General features: G+C 59.2%; 11 protein-coding genes and 3 pseudogenes. 5 read left to right on the top strand and 9 right to left on the bottom strand.

Going from position 1 to position 16,965, the window contains the following annotated elements; all coding sequences use genetic code 11:
* Positions 1 to 136: 136 nt before the first annotated feature.
* Positions 137 to 1,435 carry a preATP grasp domain-containing protein gene (locus ACVW1B_RS03080; protein ID WP_245313955.1) on the top strand — a complete coding sequence of 433 codons (1,299 nt, stop codon included), beginning with the start codon at positions 137 to 139 and terminating at the stop codon, positions 1,433 to 1,435.
* A 90-nt stretch (positions 1,436 to 1,525) separates the two neighbouring features.
* On the opposite strand, the gene ACVW1B_RS03075 is transcribed toward ACVW1B_RS03080, so the two are convergent.
* The 5 genes from ACVW1B_RS03075 to ACVW1B_RS03055 form a co-directional block, all read right to left on the bottom strand.
* The gene (locus ACVW1B_RS03075; protein ID WP_069278732.1) at positions 1,526 to 1,777 is read right to left on the bottom strand and encodes a hypothetical protein; all 252 of its coding nucleotides are present in this window, start codon (positions 1,775 to 1,777) and stop codon (positions 1,526 to 1,528) included.
* A 153-nt stretch (positions 1,778 to 1,930) separates the two neighbouring features.
* On the bottom strand, positions 1,931 to 2,719 hold the full coding sequence (gene hisN, locus ACVW1B_RS03070) for a histidinol-phosphatase (RefSeq protein ID WP_069278731.1): 789 nt from the start codon (positions 2,717 to 2,719) through the stop codon (positions 1,931 to 1,933).
* 10 nt (positions 2,720 to 2,729) lie between these two features.
* On the bottom strand, positions 2,730 to 2,960 hold the full coding sequence (locus tag ACVW1B_RS03065; RefSeq protein WP_141713528.1) for a hypothetical protein: 231 nt from the start codon (positions 2,958 to 2,960) through the stop codon (positions 2,730 to 2,732).
* A 633-nt stretch (positions 2,961 to 3,593) separates the two neighbouring features.
* Complete coding sequence (locus tag ACVW1B_RS03060) at positions 3,594 to 4,271, bottom strand: 2OG-Fe(II) oxygenase (RefSeq protein WP_253603402.1); 678 nt, start codon at positions 4,269 to 4,271, stop codon at positions 3,594 to 3,596.
* Between the two features lie 6 nt (positions 4,272 to 4,277).
* A complete protein-coding gene (locus ACVW1B_RS03055; RefSeq protein ID WP_245313954.1) occupies positions 4,278 to 5,426 on the bottom strand; it encodes a GFA family protein in 1,149 nt (382 codons plus the stop codon).
* Positions 5,427 to 6,293: 867 nt separating this feature from the next.
* Between ACVW1B_RS03055 and tcuC the strand changes: the two are divergent.
* Together tcuC and ACVW1B_RS03045 are read left to right on the top strand one after the other, a co-directional pair.
* Positions 6,294 to 7,630, top strand: a pseudogene (gene tcuC, locus ACVW1B_RS03050) (tricarballylate/proton symporter TcuC).
* 689 nt (positions 7,631 to 8,319) lie between these two features.
* The gene (locus tag ACVW1B_RS03045; protein ID WP_245313953.1) at positions 8,320 to 9,636 is read left to right on the top strand and encodes a DUF3422 family protein; all 1,317 of its coding nucleotides are present in this window, start codon (positions 8,320 to 8,322) and stop codon (positions 9,634 to 9,636) included.
* A 366-nt stretch (positions 9,637 to 10,002) separates the two neighbouring features.
* Here ACVW1B_RS03045 and ACVW1B_RS03040 read toward each other — a convergent pair whose 3' ends face one another.
* On the bottom strand, positions 10,003 to 11,619 hold the full coding sequence (locus ACVW1B_RS03040) for a hypothetical protein (protein ID WP_141713527.1): 1,617 nt from the start codon (positions 11,617 to 11,619) through the stop codon (positions 10,003 to 10,005).
* A 511-nt stretch (positions 11,620 to 12,130) separates the two neighbouring features.
* Positions 12,131 to 12,568: pseudogene (locus tag ACVW1B_RS03035) on the bottom strand (IS630 family transposase); the annotation flags it as partial.
* Between the two features lie 195 nt (positions 12,569 to 12,763).
* Between ACVW1B_RS03035 and istA the strand changes: the two are divergent.
* Positions 12,764 to 14,278 carry an IS21 family transposase gene (istA, locus tag ACVW1B_RS03030; protein WP_456794397.1) on the top strand — a complete coding sequence of 505 codons (1,515 nt, stop codon included), beginning with the start codon at positions 12,764 to 12,766 and terminating at the stop codon, positions 14,276 to 14,278.
* Positions 14,275 to 15,087 (top strand): IS21-like element helper ATPase IstB, encoded by an 813-nt coding sequence (gene istB, locus ACVW1B_RS03025; protein ID WP_225649550.1) that lies wholly within the window; start codon positions 14,275 to 14,277, stop codon positions 15,085 to 15,087. Before istA ends, istB begins: the two co-directional genes overlap by 4 nt.
* A 128-nt stretch (positions 15,088 to 15,215) precedes the next feature.
* Here the strand turns inward: istB and ACVW1B_RS03020 are convergent.
* Positions 15,216 to 15,867, bottom strand: a pseudogene (locus ACVW1B_RS03020) (IS630 family transposase); the annotation flags it as partial.
* A 103-nt stretch (positions 15,868 to 15,970) separates the two neighbouring features.
* Positions 15,971 to 16,913, bottom strand: a protein-coding gene (locus ACVW1B_RS03015) for an IS630 family transposase (protein WP_253603407.1) whose coding sequence is annotated in 2 segments (ribosomal slippage) — positions 15,971 to 16,573 and positions 16,575 to 16,913 — 942 coding nt in all. Because the reading frame shifts where the segments join, the coding sequence is not laid out codon by codon here.
* Between the last annotated feature and the right edge of the window lie 52 nt (positions 16,914 to 16,965).

Raw genomic sequence — 16,965 nt, 5'->3', positions numbered from 1 at the left:
CGGAATGCGGCGCAAAGCCGCCTTACGCTCACCGCCTCTGCGCAATCCGCCGTATCGAGTTCATCGTTCTTCATATCGCGGTGTCTACTGACCGTATCAAATGCTCGGGAGATCGGCGTTGCCTCGGATCCTAATCATGAATGCCGGTACGTCACAAATGTCGGGGGACGGTCTGACAGCAGCTCAAATCTCCTTTACCGCCAACTCGGCTTCACGCTCAGCATGGTTTGCACAGGAGGGCGACCTTATAATCTCACCGGTTGCCATCCGGCCGGACTTGTTGTCCTTCATTGGCGCGACGCTCGATTTCGATGCCTCGAGCCTTTCGCTTCTTGTGCCTGAATGCGGCGGTACAGCCAGCGTTCTTGATGATTGCACGCTGCTGTCAAATATTGTTGTTGAGAGAATCAACAGCCACCTTCGGAAGAAATCGTCCTGGAGAATATATCCCTGCTATCCTAGTGAAGGCGTCGCGCGCTTGGCGGCACTGCTGCGTATTCCACAGAGCGGGAGCGAATTCGCTCTGCAGCGGGGGCCTGATCTATTGAACCGCAAGAGCCACTTCCGTCAATTGGCTACAAGTGTCGGACTTCCGTTGCCAAGCGGGTGCGTAACCACGAACTCAGACGATCTATTGCGGGCGATTACCTCGCTGAGGTCTGAGACCGGCAACGTAATCGTCAAGTTGGACAATGGAGCCGGTGGGGTCGGAAATGTTATCCTGACCGGTCACGACAGCGGTCCATTACCTGGGGCACGAGATACCAGGCAGATTTCTTGGCCGTCGTTTAATCCAGAAGCACTTTGGTCTGAGATGACCACAGCATCGTGCAAGACACTGGTCGTGGAATCGTACCACTTGGCTCGGTCTCCCTTCTATCTCGAATACGAAATCGAGGAGGACGGTTCGATCGCCTTCATCAACAGTGGAAGCATTCGTCTGCGTCGAAGCAGCGACCAATCCGAAAGGTCTCTCATTTGGACGGGACTTGAGCTGCCAAGCGATCTGAGAAACGAACAATGGCTGGCTGCCCAGACGCACGCCTACCGATTTGCGGAGCTCGCGCGAGGCCTCGGATACCGCGGAATGATCAACATCGATGCCATTTTCACGAGCGATGGGCGGCTGCTATTTAATGAGGCGAACGGGCGGTGGGGTGGAGGCTCGGTGTTACACAACATTGCCGTTCGGCTGCTGGGTTTCGACTACTCTGGATTCTACGTTATTTCATCCGTCAGAAATGTTCGATCACGCTCTCTTCAAGCGGCACATGACCTTTTCGTCAAGGAACGCTTTCTGTTCGACCGCAAGCGCAAGGATGGCGTGATCCCGCTTGCTGCTGATGAGGATGCAGGCACGGTCGAATGCCTCGCAATTGCGCGCGATCGGGCCGCATCACGCGAGCTACAGCACCGACTATTGACAATGAATTGAACGAGATCTCAACGTACCCTCATGCGTCGATTGCGAACTCGCTCGTGTAGCCACTCGCTAAGACTGGTCGCAATCGATGCACAATTTCGTTCATGGCGCACGGAGTTTGCAGTCTAGAGAGATGCCATCGCGGATAATTTCCGCGAATACGGCATCGTCGCGTGCACGTCGAAAGCCGTCCCTCGAGCGCGATCGTCGAGCGGAATGTTGTGACCACTTCCGCATCGAAGCGACCAACATCAGATCCTGCAGCCGCATGGTCTTCGAGAACGCGGCGTCAGTATCGGCCGGAATCAGTTCCTCGGCCAGGAAGGCCTTGAGCGGCAGATCGGTGAGCGCCATTTGGCCGCAAGCCGCTCGACCGAAACGTCAGCGCCGATGCCGGCGAGCTGATCGTCCGACCGCTCGAGCCGTCACCTTGGCCATCAGATCCCTGAGGTCGGCAACGCCAACGACTGTCCCTCCGATGGTTGTCCTGTAGGGCATGATCGTTGGTTATCCCTGGATCAAGGCGAGCGCTTCGGCATGAAGCCGCGGCGTTGCGGTCGCCAGGACGCGCCCTTCCGAACGAATCGAGAGCGGGCATCCCTCCCAATCGGTGATGCAGCCGCCGGCGCCCTGCACGATCGGCACCAGCGCCATGTAGTCATATGGCTGAAGCCCTGTTTCGAGAACGATGTCACAGTGTCCCGACGCAAGCAGGCCATAGATGTAGCAATCGCCGCCGAAACGGCGCATCCGCGCAGCTCGCGACAGCCGCTCGAATGGCCCCATCTCGCCGTTGCGGAACATATCAGGCGATGTAGTGTAGAAGCGCGCGTCGGCGACGCTCTCGCATGCGCTGGTCCGCGCCAATCCATCGCCGAACCGCGCCACACCGGGCTTCGCCACCCACCGCTCACCGGTAAAGGGAACGTCGATCAGGCCGCAGAACGGCTGCTGCTGATGGGTCAACGCGATCAGCGTGCCGAACAAGGGAAAGCCGCTGATAAAGCTCCTGGTGCCGTCGATCGGGTCGACGATCCAGGTGAACGCGCCGCCAGGCTTGGCTCCGATCTCCTCGCCGATGATGCCATGCTCCGGAAAGCGCGCCTCGATCCTTTCCCTGAGACGCAACTCGACCGCTCGATCGGCGATCGTCACCGGGCTCGCATCGGACTTGGCGGCGACATCCAACGGCGTGCGGAAATAGGACAGCACGATGGGCCTGACCGAATCGGCGAGCTCGGCGGCGAATGACAGATAGAAATCGGCATCGTCTGCCGTGACGGCATATTGGGCCATTACAGCGCCTTCATGAACAACGGCCATCGCGGATCGCGGATGAGAGAGTGCGTCCGCCTGCGTTTCCAAATGCTTTTTCTGCAGAAATCGAAATCCAGCTTTGAGATCCGGTCTGCAACATCGTACCTGTGCTCCACTTGATGTCCGCGAGCGCCTCGTGGACGATGGGACTGCTCTTACGCCTGCAGGAATTGAAAACCTCAACCGCATCGATGCGGCGTGTGCCTTTGCAGATCGCCATGCTCGGCTATCTCACCCGCACACGTGATCATCCTCCAAAAAACATCACCTGACCGAGTATGATCGGTGATGGGACCCCGTGGGATTCCCCAGGCACTCTTCGCGCCTGACTAACCCAGGCCCCCTGACCAAAAGCTGACGGCCGCGATCAATTCCGCGGATTCCGGACCTTTCGCGGGCGTGATCCACCACAATCAACTTAAAACGAGATGCGCCGCAAGCGTCCAACTTGTGAGGGTTTTCCAGCCGCGCAGCCAGTCTCTGTCCAAGCCCCTCCACCAATCGTCGTGACTTAGTGAACCTTGCCGCCGTTAGGTTACGGCAGCGGCTGCGAGTTCAAAACTGAAGGGCTGGCCGTCAACAATAAGGGCGACTTCGCCAACCTCGGTTGGCTTTTTGCGATTTCAGCCTCCGCAACGAGGCTGCAATCACGTCCGGAGTTATCCGCATCGGATGCGTACGTCGAACACACGTCCTCAATAGCGGCTGTCGCGTGCCATGGAAAACTGCCCCCCATATTGCCTCAGATGACAATGTTACCGAAGCGCCCCCCTGTGTCTCCTGAAGCAGCCGCGAGCGGTTTCCGGTTCCGAACGCCACGCCGTCCCGCCGACGGCCATTCGGCCAATCCGGCTCATAGACCACCAGAAGTGCTTTCGATGGTCCTTCGGTTTACGCCATCGCGTTTTGAACAGAAGTAGACCAGGGATCGGCGCTCACCAGTATGCACAGGTTTCACCTCGTGGCGGAGCTTACACGTTGTGACCAGCACGGCTCCAAATGGCGGTCGGAATACCTGCTGTTCGTAGGCGCTTGGATATACCACGAACTCCCCCCCTTCGAAGTTCTTCGCGAGTTGCACAATCACGGAGTACTCGAAATCGGGGTCGCTCGCAGCATCCAAATGGATGCCAACAAAAGAACCAGGAGGCATCCGATGCATTTGGCATCGGCGAATGACAAAATCTGATGATGCTCCCAATATTTTTTTCAGTACGAAGCTGCGGTCTTTTCTTTCGAGGAGTTCGATAATCTGCCCTGGGGCTGCACCATTCGCGTTGCTGGGAGGGCGACCCGGCGGGTCTACGCGCACGCGTTTTACGAAGACATTGTGCGAGTCGCCGGCATCTCCTTCCCGCACTTCTTCCTCCGGAATCTCAGTCTGCAGCTGATCGATCCTTGCCAGGTCATCTTGGGTGAACAAAGTCTGCGGACCGATCACCACCGTGCCCTTCACCAACAGCTCTATGCGATATTTCGTCAGATGTTCCTCTGAAAGCAGGCGGGGCTTTTCATTTGCTGCGCGCGGCATTCGTGGTCACTCCAAGGTGTGATCTTCAAGACGGTATTCCAAGCTGCCTTCATGCATTGAGCTGAGCGCTTGCTCCCATTGCTCGCCATCGAAGTCGTCTATTCTTGTGATTTCGATGGATTTTCTATCTAAACATCGAACATTGACACTGAATCCAGAAGGGTTCGATCGCGGCCTATAGAATGGCTTTACGCCGCAAAACCGACAAAACGTGTGCCGGGCGATATTCTTATTGAACTGGTAGGTAGTGAGGGATTCTTCGCCGCGCTCTACGCTGAGCTTGTCACCAGCCACGAGCAAGTGCAGAAATCCAGACATTCTACAGATTGAACAATTGCATCGAACTACCGAGACCTCTCGCGGCGCCCGGACGCGGAACTTGACGGAACCACAATGACAACGGCCGTGATGCTCGATCTCCGCTCGGCCATCTCCCTCAGATGGGGGAATTCGAAGTAGGTCGCGGCACCACTGCACGTTGAGCCGATAGGCTTGATCGAACTCGCCCATGAAGCGAACACGACGGTCGACCGGGACGAGCTCGCGGACGAGCCGGCTTGTCATCTCTCCGTGATATTTCTCTGCGGGATCGTCACCGCCGACATGGCTCCGGAAGTATTCGAGATCGCCGGCCTGCACATCAAAGATCCTGGTCAAAGTGGACCACAGTGCCTGGATCATTTCCGCAGCATGTAGCTCAAAAGCGACCATGTAGGCGCAACGGATTAGAAGATCTTTCGATGACAACCCATCATAGAGGCAATGCAGGTAGCGCTTCGTCGTGGCGCTGTAGTTAGGCTGTATTGCTCGGCCGAGTAATCGCGACGCATCTTTTCTAAGCAGGTTCGAGTGGAAGCTTTCGGTAGCCAGAATTTCAGGTAACGCCGCCTTACCGCCCTGGAGAAGTCGGCCATAACCGCCGGTCTCATCCCAACAGATGAAGTTGGCGACCACGCTGGTCAGCTCAATATCCCTGGTAACGTCCCGATTGCGATGCATTACGTCGAATATGAGGTTCTTTTGCGAGCCCGCCTGCAGGTACGGGAACGCCTGTGACATCGCCAGGTATTCAGGCAGCAGGCTCACAACCTGTTCTTCGGACATCTCCGCAGTGAACGGATGCGGGCCAAACCGAAGTCGTGCTTGCTCAGTCAAGTGCTCACAAAATATCTGCGAGGGCTGATCTTGTTTGAATTGAGATGCTTGAGAAGACCTCATTTGGACCCTGTTATGAGGAGAGAACGATCATTCGAGCGAGGCGGCAAGGGCTAGCGGCAGCGAGATCAAATAGTTCGCTGGTTCGACGTTTTTGGCCGCATCAAATCGTGGCGCCCCCCGCAATCTTCGCAGTATCGGCTTTTGCCTGATGGGCTTGGCCCGTTCATGAGTGTATCGAAGAAAAGCGCCGCCCAGTCGAAGCGGCGCCGCGCTGACTTCCGATCCACAAGCAATCCGATGCTGGAGTAACCCGCGCGCCACTCATCGCTCGCAGAGTCGTGGTGAAATACGGCGGCTGCCTGGCGCGAGGTCCTCAAAACCAAAGAGATTGCCGCCGGCTTTGGCTCGTTCTGCGTGCATTCCTTCGCCATCCTGTGTTCTTGCACGCTTGCAGCAATTGCTGTGCCAATCCGACACTGCTCCATAAGTTCCGAGCACGTTGAGAGAACCCTCGCGAGACTCCTCGTTGCAAATGTCTTGAAGCTGACAGGACCCTGCACGCCGGTCAGAAAACGGACAACGAAAACGGATATGCTTCCAATCCACGGGGCATGGGCTAATAGACCGAGAAAGACTGCTTGAGGACCGTCTCCTACCCGCCAAATGAACGCCGGGCGTCACGGCTGTTTGAACTTCATCTCAAGTCAGGTTTGGCGACCGCCGAAAATATGCCCGAAAGACAAGGCGCCTTCCGGTCGGTCGCTAATGTCTTGAACGACAAAGTCACGGCCTGATAGCAATTGGGCCGGCGTAGGGTTTGCCGCGACCGGCCTTCGACTGGGAAGGAAACTCGCGGTGTCACAAATGTTCGTTCAGCACGCCTCTGTCAAATCGCGTCTTAACGCGATCCTCCGTGCGACCAGCGGCAATTTCCTCGAGCAGTTCGGCTTTTTCCTATTTGGCTTTTATGCCACCGCCATTGGGAACGCTTTTTTCCCGCAGAGAGCGAAACCGCCTCGTTGCTTAACACGTTTGGCGTGTTCTGGCTGGGCGCCTTAATGCGTCCGGTGGGCGCGATTATGCTGGGCGCCTATATTGACAGGATTGGCCGTCGCCAAGGCCTGATCATTACCTTGTCGATCATGGCAGTCGGCACCGTGATTATCGCCTTCTGTCCGAGCCATGCGACAATCGGGATTGCCGCTCCCATTATCGTTCTAACCGGACGGCTGCTCCAGGGCTTTTCCGCCGGCGTCGAGGTCGGCGGTGTTTCAGTCTATCTGGCAGAGATCGCAACCCCAGGCAATCGTGGTTTCTACACTTAGTTCCAGTCGTCCAGCCAGCAGGTCGCGATCTTTGTCGCGGCGATCGCGGGTTACCTGCTGAACGAATCGATGCCGGTGGAGGCCGTGGCCTCCTGGGGTTGGCGAATTCCTTTCTTTCTCGGCTGTCTTATCGTCCCGCTCATCTTCTTCCTTCGTCGAACGCTGGAGGAAACTCCTGAGTTTCTGGCGATGAAAAAGCATCCCGCAGCAGGCGAGGTCATTGCCTCTGCGCTTGCGAATTGGCGCACCGTCGTCCTCGGGATGATGATGGCCATGCTGAGCACGGCGCCTTCTATTTCGTTACCGTCTACACGCCCACGTTCGGCAAGACCGTCTTGAAGCTGTCCACCCAGGATGCGCTCTTGGTGACACTCCTGGTCGCCGTGACCAACTTCATCTGGAATCCAATTGGCGGCGCCCTCTCCGACCGTATTGGCCGTAAGCCAGTTCTGCTCGCCATTGCTAGCCTTGCCTTGATGACGGCCTATCCGGCTTTGAATTGGCTGGTGAGCGCTCCCACTTTCGGCAAAATGTTGTCAGTGGCGATGATGTTCTCTTTCTACTTTGGCACCTACAGCGGAACTATGCTGGGCGCTCTGGTTGAGATCGTACCTGCGCATGTGCGCACAACCTGCTTCTCCCTGGCCTTCGCACTCGCGGCCGCCCTGTTTGGTACTTTCACTCCACTTGCCTCGACTTGGCTCATTGAACGAACTCATGACAACGCTTCGCCCGGGTTCGATGTTTGCAGCCGCACTCAGCGTGATCGCTGCACTCACGATCTATCGAGGAACTTCCAAGCCATCGAGAGCCGTGCAGCCTTTGCGCCCCGAACCGCCCGACAGCGCTTTAGGCGTGCAGGCCGCATCGCGCTAGCGTGTTGCTCTCAGTCGCTGACTGCCGGTCTTCGTTTACGACAAACTCATGCCGGGCTCTGCCACGACGCCTAGCAGTCACCTTACGGCGCGTGTAGTGTTATTGCCGCGGAATGCTTGACCGCTGAAGAGGGATTCGCAGCCGTCAGTCGGCAGCGGCCGATCGTCCTATCAGCATTTCCCGGCCGAAGCGCGGAGGCGAATTCTCGCAAACCTCCTACGTGAGGACGGCACGGCTGAATGTCGCCGCGTTTCATGTCCGACATCTTTCTCTGACAGTTTTCAACGGGTCGTATCGCTGCCAAAAGCACAGCTTTTCGCTCGTTTCGTGCTGGCCCAGATCCTGCATCGCGTCCAATTGCGAGACGAGATGAGCGGCGCCAGGATGAGAGTCATGATTGCGCTATTGATCCATTCATCGACGGTGGGATCCGACGATGGCGATTGGCGAAGTCACGCGAACGGAACCGTGCGAACGTCGGTCGTGCCGCCGGCGCTATTCCTGGAGGCAAGTCTACGCTCCACGACGCGTGCGGCAACACATCGATACCAAGCGATACTTGTGCGGGGGTCTGCTGGCAACCAACGACATTTGGCGCCGCTTGCGCGAATCGGTGCGACTTCGAGCTGACCCACCACGCCACATCGCGGGCCTGCGCAAATGCAGTTTCTGAAATGAGGTACCTACACGTGCTCGATCGACTGGATACTCACACTTTCAAGCTGCATCCGCAGCGCGACGCCGTGCTCAGCGAAGTGCATGCGCGTCCGTTTATGCAGCTTATTCCACCATTCAAGGTGATCCACTACGCGTTTCTTGCGAAGGGCGATGCGGCGGCAAGCGATCGCCGCGGCTTCGTCGCATTTTGTCGGGATCGCGACCTTCCCTCACCGCAGGCCTCAGCGAAACATCACCAGATTGATATCGGACCTGTGACGCTTCGTTGGGAACAGCATGCCGAGTTCGCCACCTTCACGTGGATAGTCAATAGTCCGGCCGATCGCCAAGCGGAGGGCGCCCCGGGCGCGGTTCACTCCCTGATGCTAGCGTTGCGGCAGGAAGGGCAATTGCTGGTCGCAATCAAGTTGGACGTAGAGCAAGACGCCTGCCCATTGACACGGGCGGAACAACTTTTCGACAAGAGCAGCCTGGCTATGGCCCGCATAAAGGGCGGAGAAAGTGTCATGGCTTCTGATTTTCGCGTTGACCAAAATGGTTTCACCAGGATTCTTGTCTGCGACCTCGGCTTGACGCCGCACAATCTCGGCGCGTTGGTGCAGCGGCTGCTTGAAGTCGAGACATATCGTCCGCTGGCGCTGCTCGGTCTATCGACAGCTCTTGAGCTCGGTCCATTCGTCGATCGCATCGATAGACGTCTTGGCGAGGTACTCGAAGAAATGCAGGGCGCGGAGGGATTGAAACTCAACAACCATCTACTTGCCGAACTGACCTCGTTGGCCGCCTCGTTTGAGCGCGGTGCGACCGGAAGCCTGTTTCGGTTCGGCGCTAGCCGAGCTTATTACGAATTGGTCCAATCCCGTTTATCTATCATCGAAGGCAGCGAGATCGCGGACTATCCGACCTGGTCGTCGTTCCTCGCGCGCCGGGTGGCACCTGCGATGCGAACTTGCGAGACGACTGCGGATCGCGAGGCAACCCTGTCGGTCAAGCTGGCGCGTGCCGCTGATCTGTTGCGAACCCGCGTTGACGTCGAAATCGAACGCCAGAATCGGGACCTGCTGCATGCTATCAATGAACGCGCTGGGCAGCAGCTTCGGCTGCAGTGCACGGTAGAGGGTTTATCAGTCGCGGCGATAGGATATTATGTGGTCAGCCTGTTTGGCTACCTTGCCAAGGGAGCGCATGATGTCGGACTTCATGTAGAGCCCTCTTATCTAACCGCAGGGTGCGTGCCGATCGCCGTCGGTGTGATCTGGCTGGTCAGCTACAATACTCGCAAGAGACATCTCAAGCACCGCGACGAGCCGTCCGCCATGCGTGAGTAGGCACTCCTTTCAGCTATTAACGGGAGAACTTAGCGACGTTAATCCCCTGGCCGCCGGACGCGCTCCCTCGTACCGTCAACAGTGCGCAAATCCGACTTTGGCCAATTGCTGCGGTAGGATCGAAGATGCTGCTGCCGTCTTCCGCAAGCTATCAGTCCGCCCGCGATACGACCGGTAGCATGACAGATTATCCCCTCTCCCAGGGCAGTGATGGACCGACGGGGTGCCGCTAAATTGCATCGCTAAGACTGGCTGTAGGCGACATTTCCGGATCGGCAGGCGAGACCGCTCAGGTTCGGCGAAGAACAATCTCGTTCTCCAGGCCAGGTGGTCCCAGCATGCCCGTGTAGTTCACACCCGAAATTGTCAAATTCGTCTCCGGCTGTGAGCGCTCGGCAGCACGTCATGCAAACGCATTCCTTCTTTGAGGTCTGGCGGCGCCCATTGGTCGCCGTGCTGCCAGCCCGTTGGGAGATCCAGCTCTGCATCGGGGACCCCGGGCACCGAGCGCACCGCGTCATATGGTGCGCCGGAGCTCGAGCCGCCTACGCCCCACAGCGGCGAAGGATCTGGTTTATTAACGCTGTCGGTTGGCGAATGTCTGGGTGAAGCAAATATCTCCAAAAGCTTCGCCGTGTCGAAGCTTTCCACTGGCGAGAGGCCAGCTTGACCCATACTCGGCCAAATCCCCTCCGGATCGACAATTTGCACCGGCGACGGAACGGCTGGATCTGGCTGATTCACACTGTCCAATGGGGATCCGACAGGCGAAACGAGCATCTCCCGAAGCGTCGCCGTGTTCAAACTTTCAGCCCGCAACTGATCCGGATCATCCGAGGCATCCCGAAGCCCCGCTGAGTTTTGGAGTGGCAGCGAGGGGACCGGTTGATCTTCCAGTAACCGCCAAAGTTCCTCCGGTTCGAAACTTAACTCCGGTGACGCGACGGCCGGATCATCCTCCGCGTGCCAAGGGGTGGCCCTACCGGAAGCGCGCTCCGCGTTGCGGTAATCACGAACCATGCCCAGCCCGCTGACAATGCTGCCGTTTCCGGGAAACCGCTCTTTGGCAAGTTTGACCAGCTCCGGATATTCCAAATTGGTCATTCGTTGGCCATCTGCGTTGAGCGCCCCAGCAAATCTGAGAAGATTTTTGACGTAGACGTTGATGGCCTTCTTGGGACGCGCGCTGGTACGAGCCGCAGCCTCAATGAGGCATTTGTCTTCGGCGGCGGGAGCCTGATCTTCACGAGGTCGGCGTGCAGCTAAGATGCCAGGCTCACGATGCTCGCGAAGCACCAGCAATGCGGCGTCCATTTCATTGTCATTACCGAACATCCCCTTGGCGTGGACTAGCAGCGCGTTGTGATCGAGCGCGGCCATCGCTTGCCCCTGAGACTCGAGCGATTTCGCCAGCCTACGAAGAACACGATCATACTTCTCGGCTGTGAGCGGTGCCCATCCCCGGCGTGCCGCAGCTGCCTGAACCGCGCCGTCGATCAGAATCTTGTCTTCCGCAGGGGGGACATAATGTCGATCTCCATCGGCCACCCTAGGCTCGCGATATTTGTGAAGCGCCCCCAAGGCGTGGCGCATTTGCTCGTCGGCGGGAAAGTACAACCAAGCGTGGTCAAGCAGGGAAGTCTGATCGAGACCGGAAATGGTCTTGCCTCGGCAGACAAGATCATTCCCAAGTTTTCGTAGAGAAAAGGCATAGTTCCGAGCCGTTTGCTCCTGCAGATTCCTGCGCACAGCGTCTGTTTCAACCGCCTCTATGAGACTCTCATCTTCGCTGGATAGCTGAGGATAGGTCGGGCGCGGAGTATCCCGGGCGACGGCGGCTTCGGCCGCCTCACCCAGTCGCTGCTCAAAATCCGTTTGCCCAGCTTCGTTCGCTTGCGCCCCCTGAGCTGCCTGCTGTCCCCCCAACAGATGATTGGAACTTCGCGGGCCCGAAGAGAATGGGTCGCAGTTTCTCGGGTCCATGGCGGTCTCATCCGTTTTAGGGAACTCAAGAAGCAGATATCACCTGCTACCCGTGACTGCTGATGAAAAGCTGACGAGCCCGAAGCCTCTGATGAGAAGCTTAGAAAGGCATTCCTTTATGTGCGTCTGTTTTCTCGCACGGTCCGCTTGACAACCGGCATAAAGCCCATCTCGAGGCGACGAAGCTTGCCTTGACCGCTCGGCAAGAGCTGATTGATGGAAGCGGCCGCGATGGCGAATGCCAAGCGGGTGATCCCGATCGCCGCGACGAGCTCGCGACGGAACCGAACGCGAACTCAACGGCACCTTCTCTGAGCGGGCAGCACCGGGCAGGTTGCACATTCTCAGTCAAGGCAGCAGGTGGGCGAGCACGGCCCGCTTTCGCATTTGGATCGGTGGTGAATTGCAGCCGGGCTCGTCAGCTTCTCGACAGCCAGCGCGAGCAGCATAAGCCGTCGAGCGTGGCGGACCGGACTACGACTAGTGTCCTGAACCAAAAGTTCATGGCATTTTATGCCTTGGCGGGCAGATTGTAAGCGCAGAAGCGTTCGATTGAGCCGAGAATGTCGTCAGCTGATTTGGTCCATCGGAACGGCATTGGGTCAGCGTTGTGATGGTCGATGAAGGAGGCAATCTCGGCCCGTAGCGCCGCCACACTGCGATAGATGCCGCGCCTAATCTTACGCTCGGTGATGAGTGCAAAGAAGCGTTCGACCTGATTGAGCCAGGATGAACTGGTTGGCGTCAGGTGGACGTGCCAGCGCGGCCTCTTTGCCAGCCAGTTGCGGATCAACGGCGTCTTGTGGGTTGCGTAATTGTCCATGACGAGGTGGACGTCCAGATCGTCTGGAACCGCAGCTTCGATCTCATCGAGAAACTTGCGGAACTCTTTGGCACGATGGCGTCCATAGCATTTGCCAATGACCCGGCCGGTTGCGACGTCGAGGGCTGTCGCGCGGCGATCAGGATGGAAGAGCGCGTCAATCAAGGTGAGAGAGTTTCGCCGGGCTCGTGACGTAGGGAGGGCGTAGCCCGACCGGAGTTACGAGCCCGGCGTCGGCGCGATCCGCGAGGGACCGCGCCGACTGGTGATCGCGGCCGGCAGGTTATGCAAGTGGTTCTTCCGCCAAGAGGAATCACTCGCTTGCCCGGCCGACACATCACAGATCACCAAATGAGGCTCTACATGAAGTACCGTCAGACCGATAGCCCGCCAGTGGCGGCGGCCAAGGCGTCATTCAGTGCGTCGACCGCCTATCGGATCGAGAGAGATCCCCGACTTCCATCGCAAAAGAAGGCTCCCCGCGGCCGGCGACGACCCGACCCGCTGAGCGACGTGTTCGATACCGAGATCGTCCCGATCCTGAAGGCGGCACCTGGCTTACGCCCGGTGGCGGTCTTCGAGGAGATGCTCCGACGTCATCCTGATCTCGGCACCGGTATCCGTCGTACCCTGGAACGTCGTATCCGTGCCTGGCGGGCGATCCACGGCGAGGAGCAGGAGGTGATCTTCCGCCAAACCCACGAGCCCGGCCAGCTCGGCCTCTCCGACTTCACCGACATGGGCGAGTTGGGTGTTACGATCGCGGACACGCCGCTGGATCATCGTCTGTATCACTTCCGTTTGGCCTATTGCGGGTTCGAGCACGCCCACGTCGTGCTTGGCGGCGAGAGCTTCGTTGCCCTGGCCGAAGGCCTGCAGAACGCTCTCTGGTCGCTCGGTGGGGCGCCGCGGGAGCATCGGACCGACAGCCTGTCGGCCGCATTCTGCAATCTCGATCGCGATGCACGGGACGATCTGACGCAGCGATACGAGGCCCTTTGTGCCCACTACGGCATGCGTCCCTCCCGCAACAATCGAGGCGTCGCCCACGAGAATGGCTCGATCGAAGGGCCCCACGGTCATCTCAAGCGAGCAATCGCGGACGCCTTGCTGCTGCGCGGAACTGTCGACTTCGACGATCTTGCTACCTATCGCGGCTTCATCGACGAGATCGTCAGCCGCCGCAACGCCCGCAACGCCAAGCGAATCGATAGCGAGCGCGTGGTGTTGCAGGAGCTGCCCGATCGCCGGACCTCGGACTACGAAGAGGTGATCGTCCGCGTGACGTCATCGGGCGGCTTCACCCTACGCAAGGTGTTCTACACGGTGCCATCGCGCCTGATCGGTCACCGGCTGCGGGCGCGGCTCTATGACGATCACCTCGACGTGTTCGTCGGTGGCACGCACCTCCTGACCTTGCCGCGCGGGCGACCGCATCCCAATGGCAAGTACGATCAGGTCGTCGATTATCGGCACGTGATCCATTCCCTGCGGCGCAAGCCAATGGCGCTTCTCAATCTGGTTTATCGAGACAGGCTGTTCCCGCGCGAGGGCTATCGGAGAACCTTCGACCGATTGCGCGAGCGCTGGCCGGACAAGAAGGCCTGCCGGATCATGGTCGATCTTCTCGCGCTCGCTCATGAGCGCGGCTGCGAGGCCGAACTCGCCGATCAGCTCACGGCCGATCTTGACGCCGGCCGACTGCCCGAACTCAACCGGCTGCGCGCTCACTTCGCTCCCGACCCCGCCCACCTGCCGAACGTCGTGGTGCAGCTCGCGCCGCTTGCCACCTATGAATGCCTCATCGGTACCGCCGAGATCGGAGGTGACGCATGAGCGTGGCCAACACCGTTGATACCGCGCGCCTCAATCTGTTGCTCAACGAGCTCCGGCTGCCAGCCATCAAGGTGCTGTGGGCGCAATTTGCCGAGCAATCCGACAAGGAAGGTTGGCCGGCGGCCCGCTTCCTCGCCACCGTTGCCGAGCACGAGATCGCCGAACGCGGTCGCCGGCGCACCGAGCGCCATCTCGTCGAGGCGCGGCTGCCAGCTGGGAAGACCTTCGACAGCTTCGACTTCGAGGCCGTGCCGATGATCTCGAAGGCGCAGGTGATGGCGCTCGCCGCCGGTGACAGCTGGCTGGGCAAGGGCGCTAATTTGCTCCTGTTCGGGCCGCCCGGCGGCGGCAAGAGCCACTTGGCGGCAGCTATCGGCCTGGCCCTCATCGAGAACGGATGGCGTGTCCTCTTCACCCGCACCACCGATCTCGTCCAGAAGCTTCAGGTGGCGCGGCGTGAGCTCAACCTCGAGGCGGCCGTCAGCCGCCTTGATCGCTTCGATCTCCTGATCCTCGATGATCTTGCCTACGTCACCAAGGACCAGGCCGAGACCAGCGTGCTGTTCGAACTCATCAGCGCACGCTACGAGCGCCGCTCGATGCTGATCACCGCCAATCAGCCCTTCGGCGAATGGAACAAGGTCTTCCCGGACCCCGCCATGACGCTCGCCGCCATCGATCGTCTCGTTCACCACGCCACCATCGTTGAGATGAACGTCGAGAGCTATCGCAGGCGCACCGCGCTCGAACGAAAACGCGGTCCGGGACGCCCGCCCTCGCACGCGACACCCAAAACTGTCGCTGATTGACGCTCCGCGACAATCAGAGCTCAACAAAACTCTTGCGCGCGACAATCTGCGCGGCAATCATCACTCCGCCGCGACACTGACTCGCCATCCAGATTGCCGCGCCTTCCCATCCAGATCGACGCGCTACAGAGGGCGGCAAACAGCGAGGTGACGCCATGGCGTTTGTAGTCGTGACTACGGCGCGCCGGCTGGCCAGGTCGCATGGGCAGCATGGGCTGGCTGCGATCCAGCGCCTGGATTTGCGACTTCTCATCGACACACAGTACGATGGCGCGCTCGGGCGGAGCTACGTAAAGGCCGACGATGTCGCGAACCTTGGCGACGAAGTCGGGGTCGGTTGAGAGCTTGAAGGTCTCCAACCGATGCGGCTGCAAGCCGAAAGCGCGCCATATACGCTGTACTGTTGAGACTGACAGCCCGCTGGCCCGCGCCATGCTGCGCGAACTCCAGTGGGTGGCCCCGGGAGGCTGGGTCTCAAGGGTGCGAACGATCACCGCCTCGATCCGGGCATCCTCAATCGTGCGTGGCGTCCCCGATCGCGGACTCGTCCCAAAGACCTTCAAGCCAATGCTCGGAGAACCGCCGCCACCATTTGCCGACCGTGTCGGGATCGACAGCCAAACGGGCCGCCACGACCTTGCTCTGCTCGCCCTCAGCACAGGCCAGGACGATCCGAGCCCGCAGTGCCAACGCCTGAGCAGTGCTTCGACGCGACGCCAACGATGTCAACTCAGCACGTTCCACCTCATCAAGCTCCAGCGGAGCAAAGCGCCGACCCATCGCCAATCCTCCCCAAATCAGGAGAGTCCGCTATCATCGAGTCGATTTGGAGTCCGCCGAACTTTTGATTCAGGACACTAGAGCATTTTCCACATGATGTGGATCATCTGGTGTATCCAGCATGCCTAGAGTAGTTGGCACACATCTGCGGCGCAAACGACTTGACGAGTTTGCCGATGAGTTTGAGCAGGGCTTGGACCGTGCGGGTGGCGCCTTTGCGCAGCGCAGCTTTCAACCGGGAGAAGGCCTGTTCGATTGGATTGAGGTCGGGCGAGTAGGCCGGCAGATAACGCACGCGGGCGCCGACAGCCTCGATCGCCTCGCGGACACCGACGATCTTGTGAGTGCGCAAGTTGTCCATGAAGACGATGTCGCCCTTGCGCAAGGTCGGCGCCAGGACTTGCTCGACATAAGCCAGGAACGAGGGCCCATCCATTGCACCGTCGATGACATAGGGCGCCGTGAGGCCATCGATGCGCAGCGCGGCGACAAGCGTCAGCGTCTTCCAGTGACCATGGGGCACGCCAGAGACGAGGCGCTCACCGCGAGGAGAGCGCCCATAGTGCCGGACCATCTTCGTCGTGACCGCAGTCTCGTCGATAAAGATGAGGCGCGGTGCACGCAGCTTGGGCTGCTCGGCTTTCAGCGCGGCACGCTCGGCAGCGACGTCAGGTCGATCCTGCTCGGCGGCGTGCAGTGTTTTTTTTGAAGGTGATGCTGTGACGGTCGAAGAAACGCCAGATCGAACCGATGCCGGCCTTTTGCTTTCTCTGAGAGCGCAGACGCGCGCGGATCTCCTCGAGCGTCAGGTCCGGCTCCGCGGCGATCAGCTCGATCAGCCACTGCTTGTGCTGCTCCAACGGCGAGCGGCTGTGCCCGGTGCCGGGCTTGGCCTCAACGTTTCCGGTCTTCCTCCAACGATCCATCCATCGGATCGTAGTCGAAGCGCCGAGATTGAGAATGCGCGCAGCCTCACGTGCGCTTTCGCCGGACTCAACAAGCTCAACCGCACGCACCCTGAGGTCCTTGGAGTATCCCTTCGCCATCGCATGCCCCGCATGTTGTCGCGGGCAACACCGAATCTGATTTGCGTGCCCG

It is taken from the genome of Bradyrhizobium sp. USDA 4502, assembly GCF_054063355.1.
The sequence above is the reverse complement of the archived record's forward strand: the minus strand, read 5'-3'. Positions and strand labels throughout refer to the sequence as shown.

Excerpts from the sequence above, each read along its gene's own strand:
- ACVW1B_RS03080 (WP_245313955.1), top strand. The coding sequence starts at position 137 with ATGAATGCCGGTACGTCACAAATGTCGGGGGACGGTCTGACAGCAGCT.
- ACVW1B_RS03075 (WP_069278732.1), bottom strand. The coding sequence starts at position 1,777 with ATGGCGCTCACCGATCTGCCGCTCAAGGCCTTCCTGGCCGAGGAACTG.
- hisN (WP_069278731.1), bottom strand. The coding sequence starts at position 2,719 with ATGGCCCAATATGCCGTCACGGCAGACGATGCCGATTTCTATCTGTCA.
- ACVW1B_RS03065 (WP_141713528.1), bottom strand. The coding sequence starts at position 2,960 with ATGGCGATCTGCAAAGGCACACGCCGCATCGATGCGGTTGAGGTTTTC.
- ACVW1B_RS03060 (WP_253603402.1), bottom strand. The coding sequence starts at position 4,271 with ATGCCGCGCGCAGCAAATGAAAAGCCCCGCCTGCTTTCAGAGGAACAT.
- ACVW1B_RS03040 (WP_141713527.1), bottom strand. The coding sequence starts at position 11,619 with ATGGACCCGAGAAACTGCGACCCATTCTCTTCGGGCCCGCGAAGTTCC.
- istB (WP_225649550.1), top strand. The coding sequence starts at position 14,275 with ATGAGCGTGGCCAACACCGTTGATACCGCGCGCCTCAATCTGTTGCTC.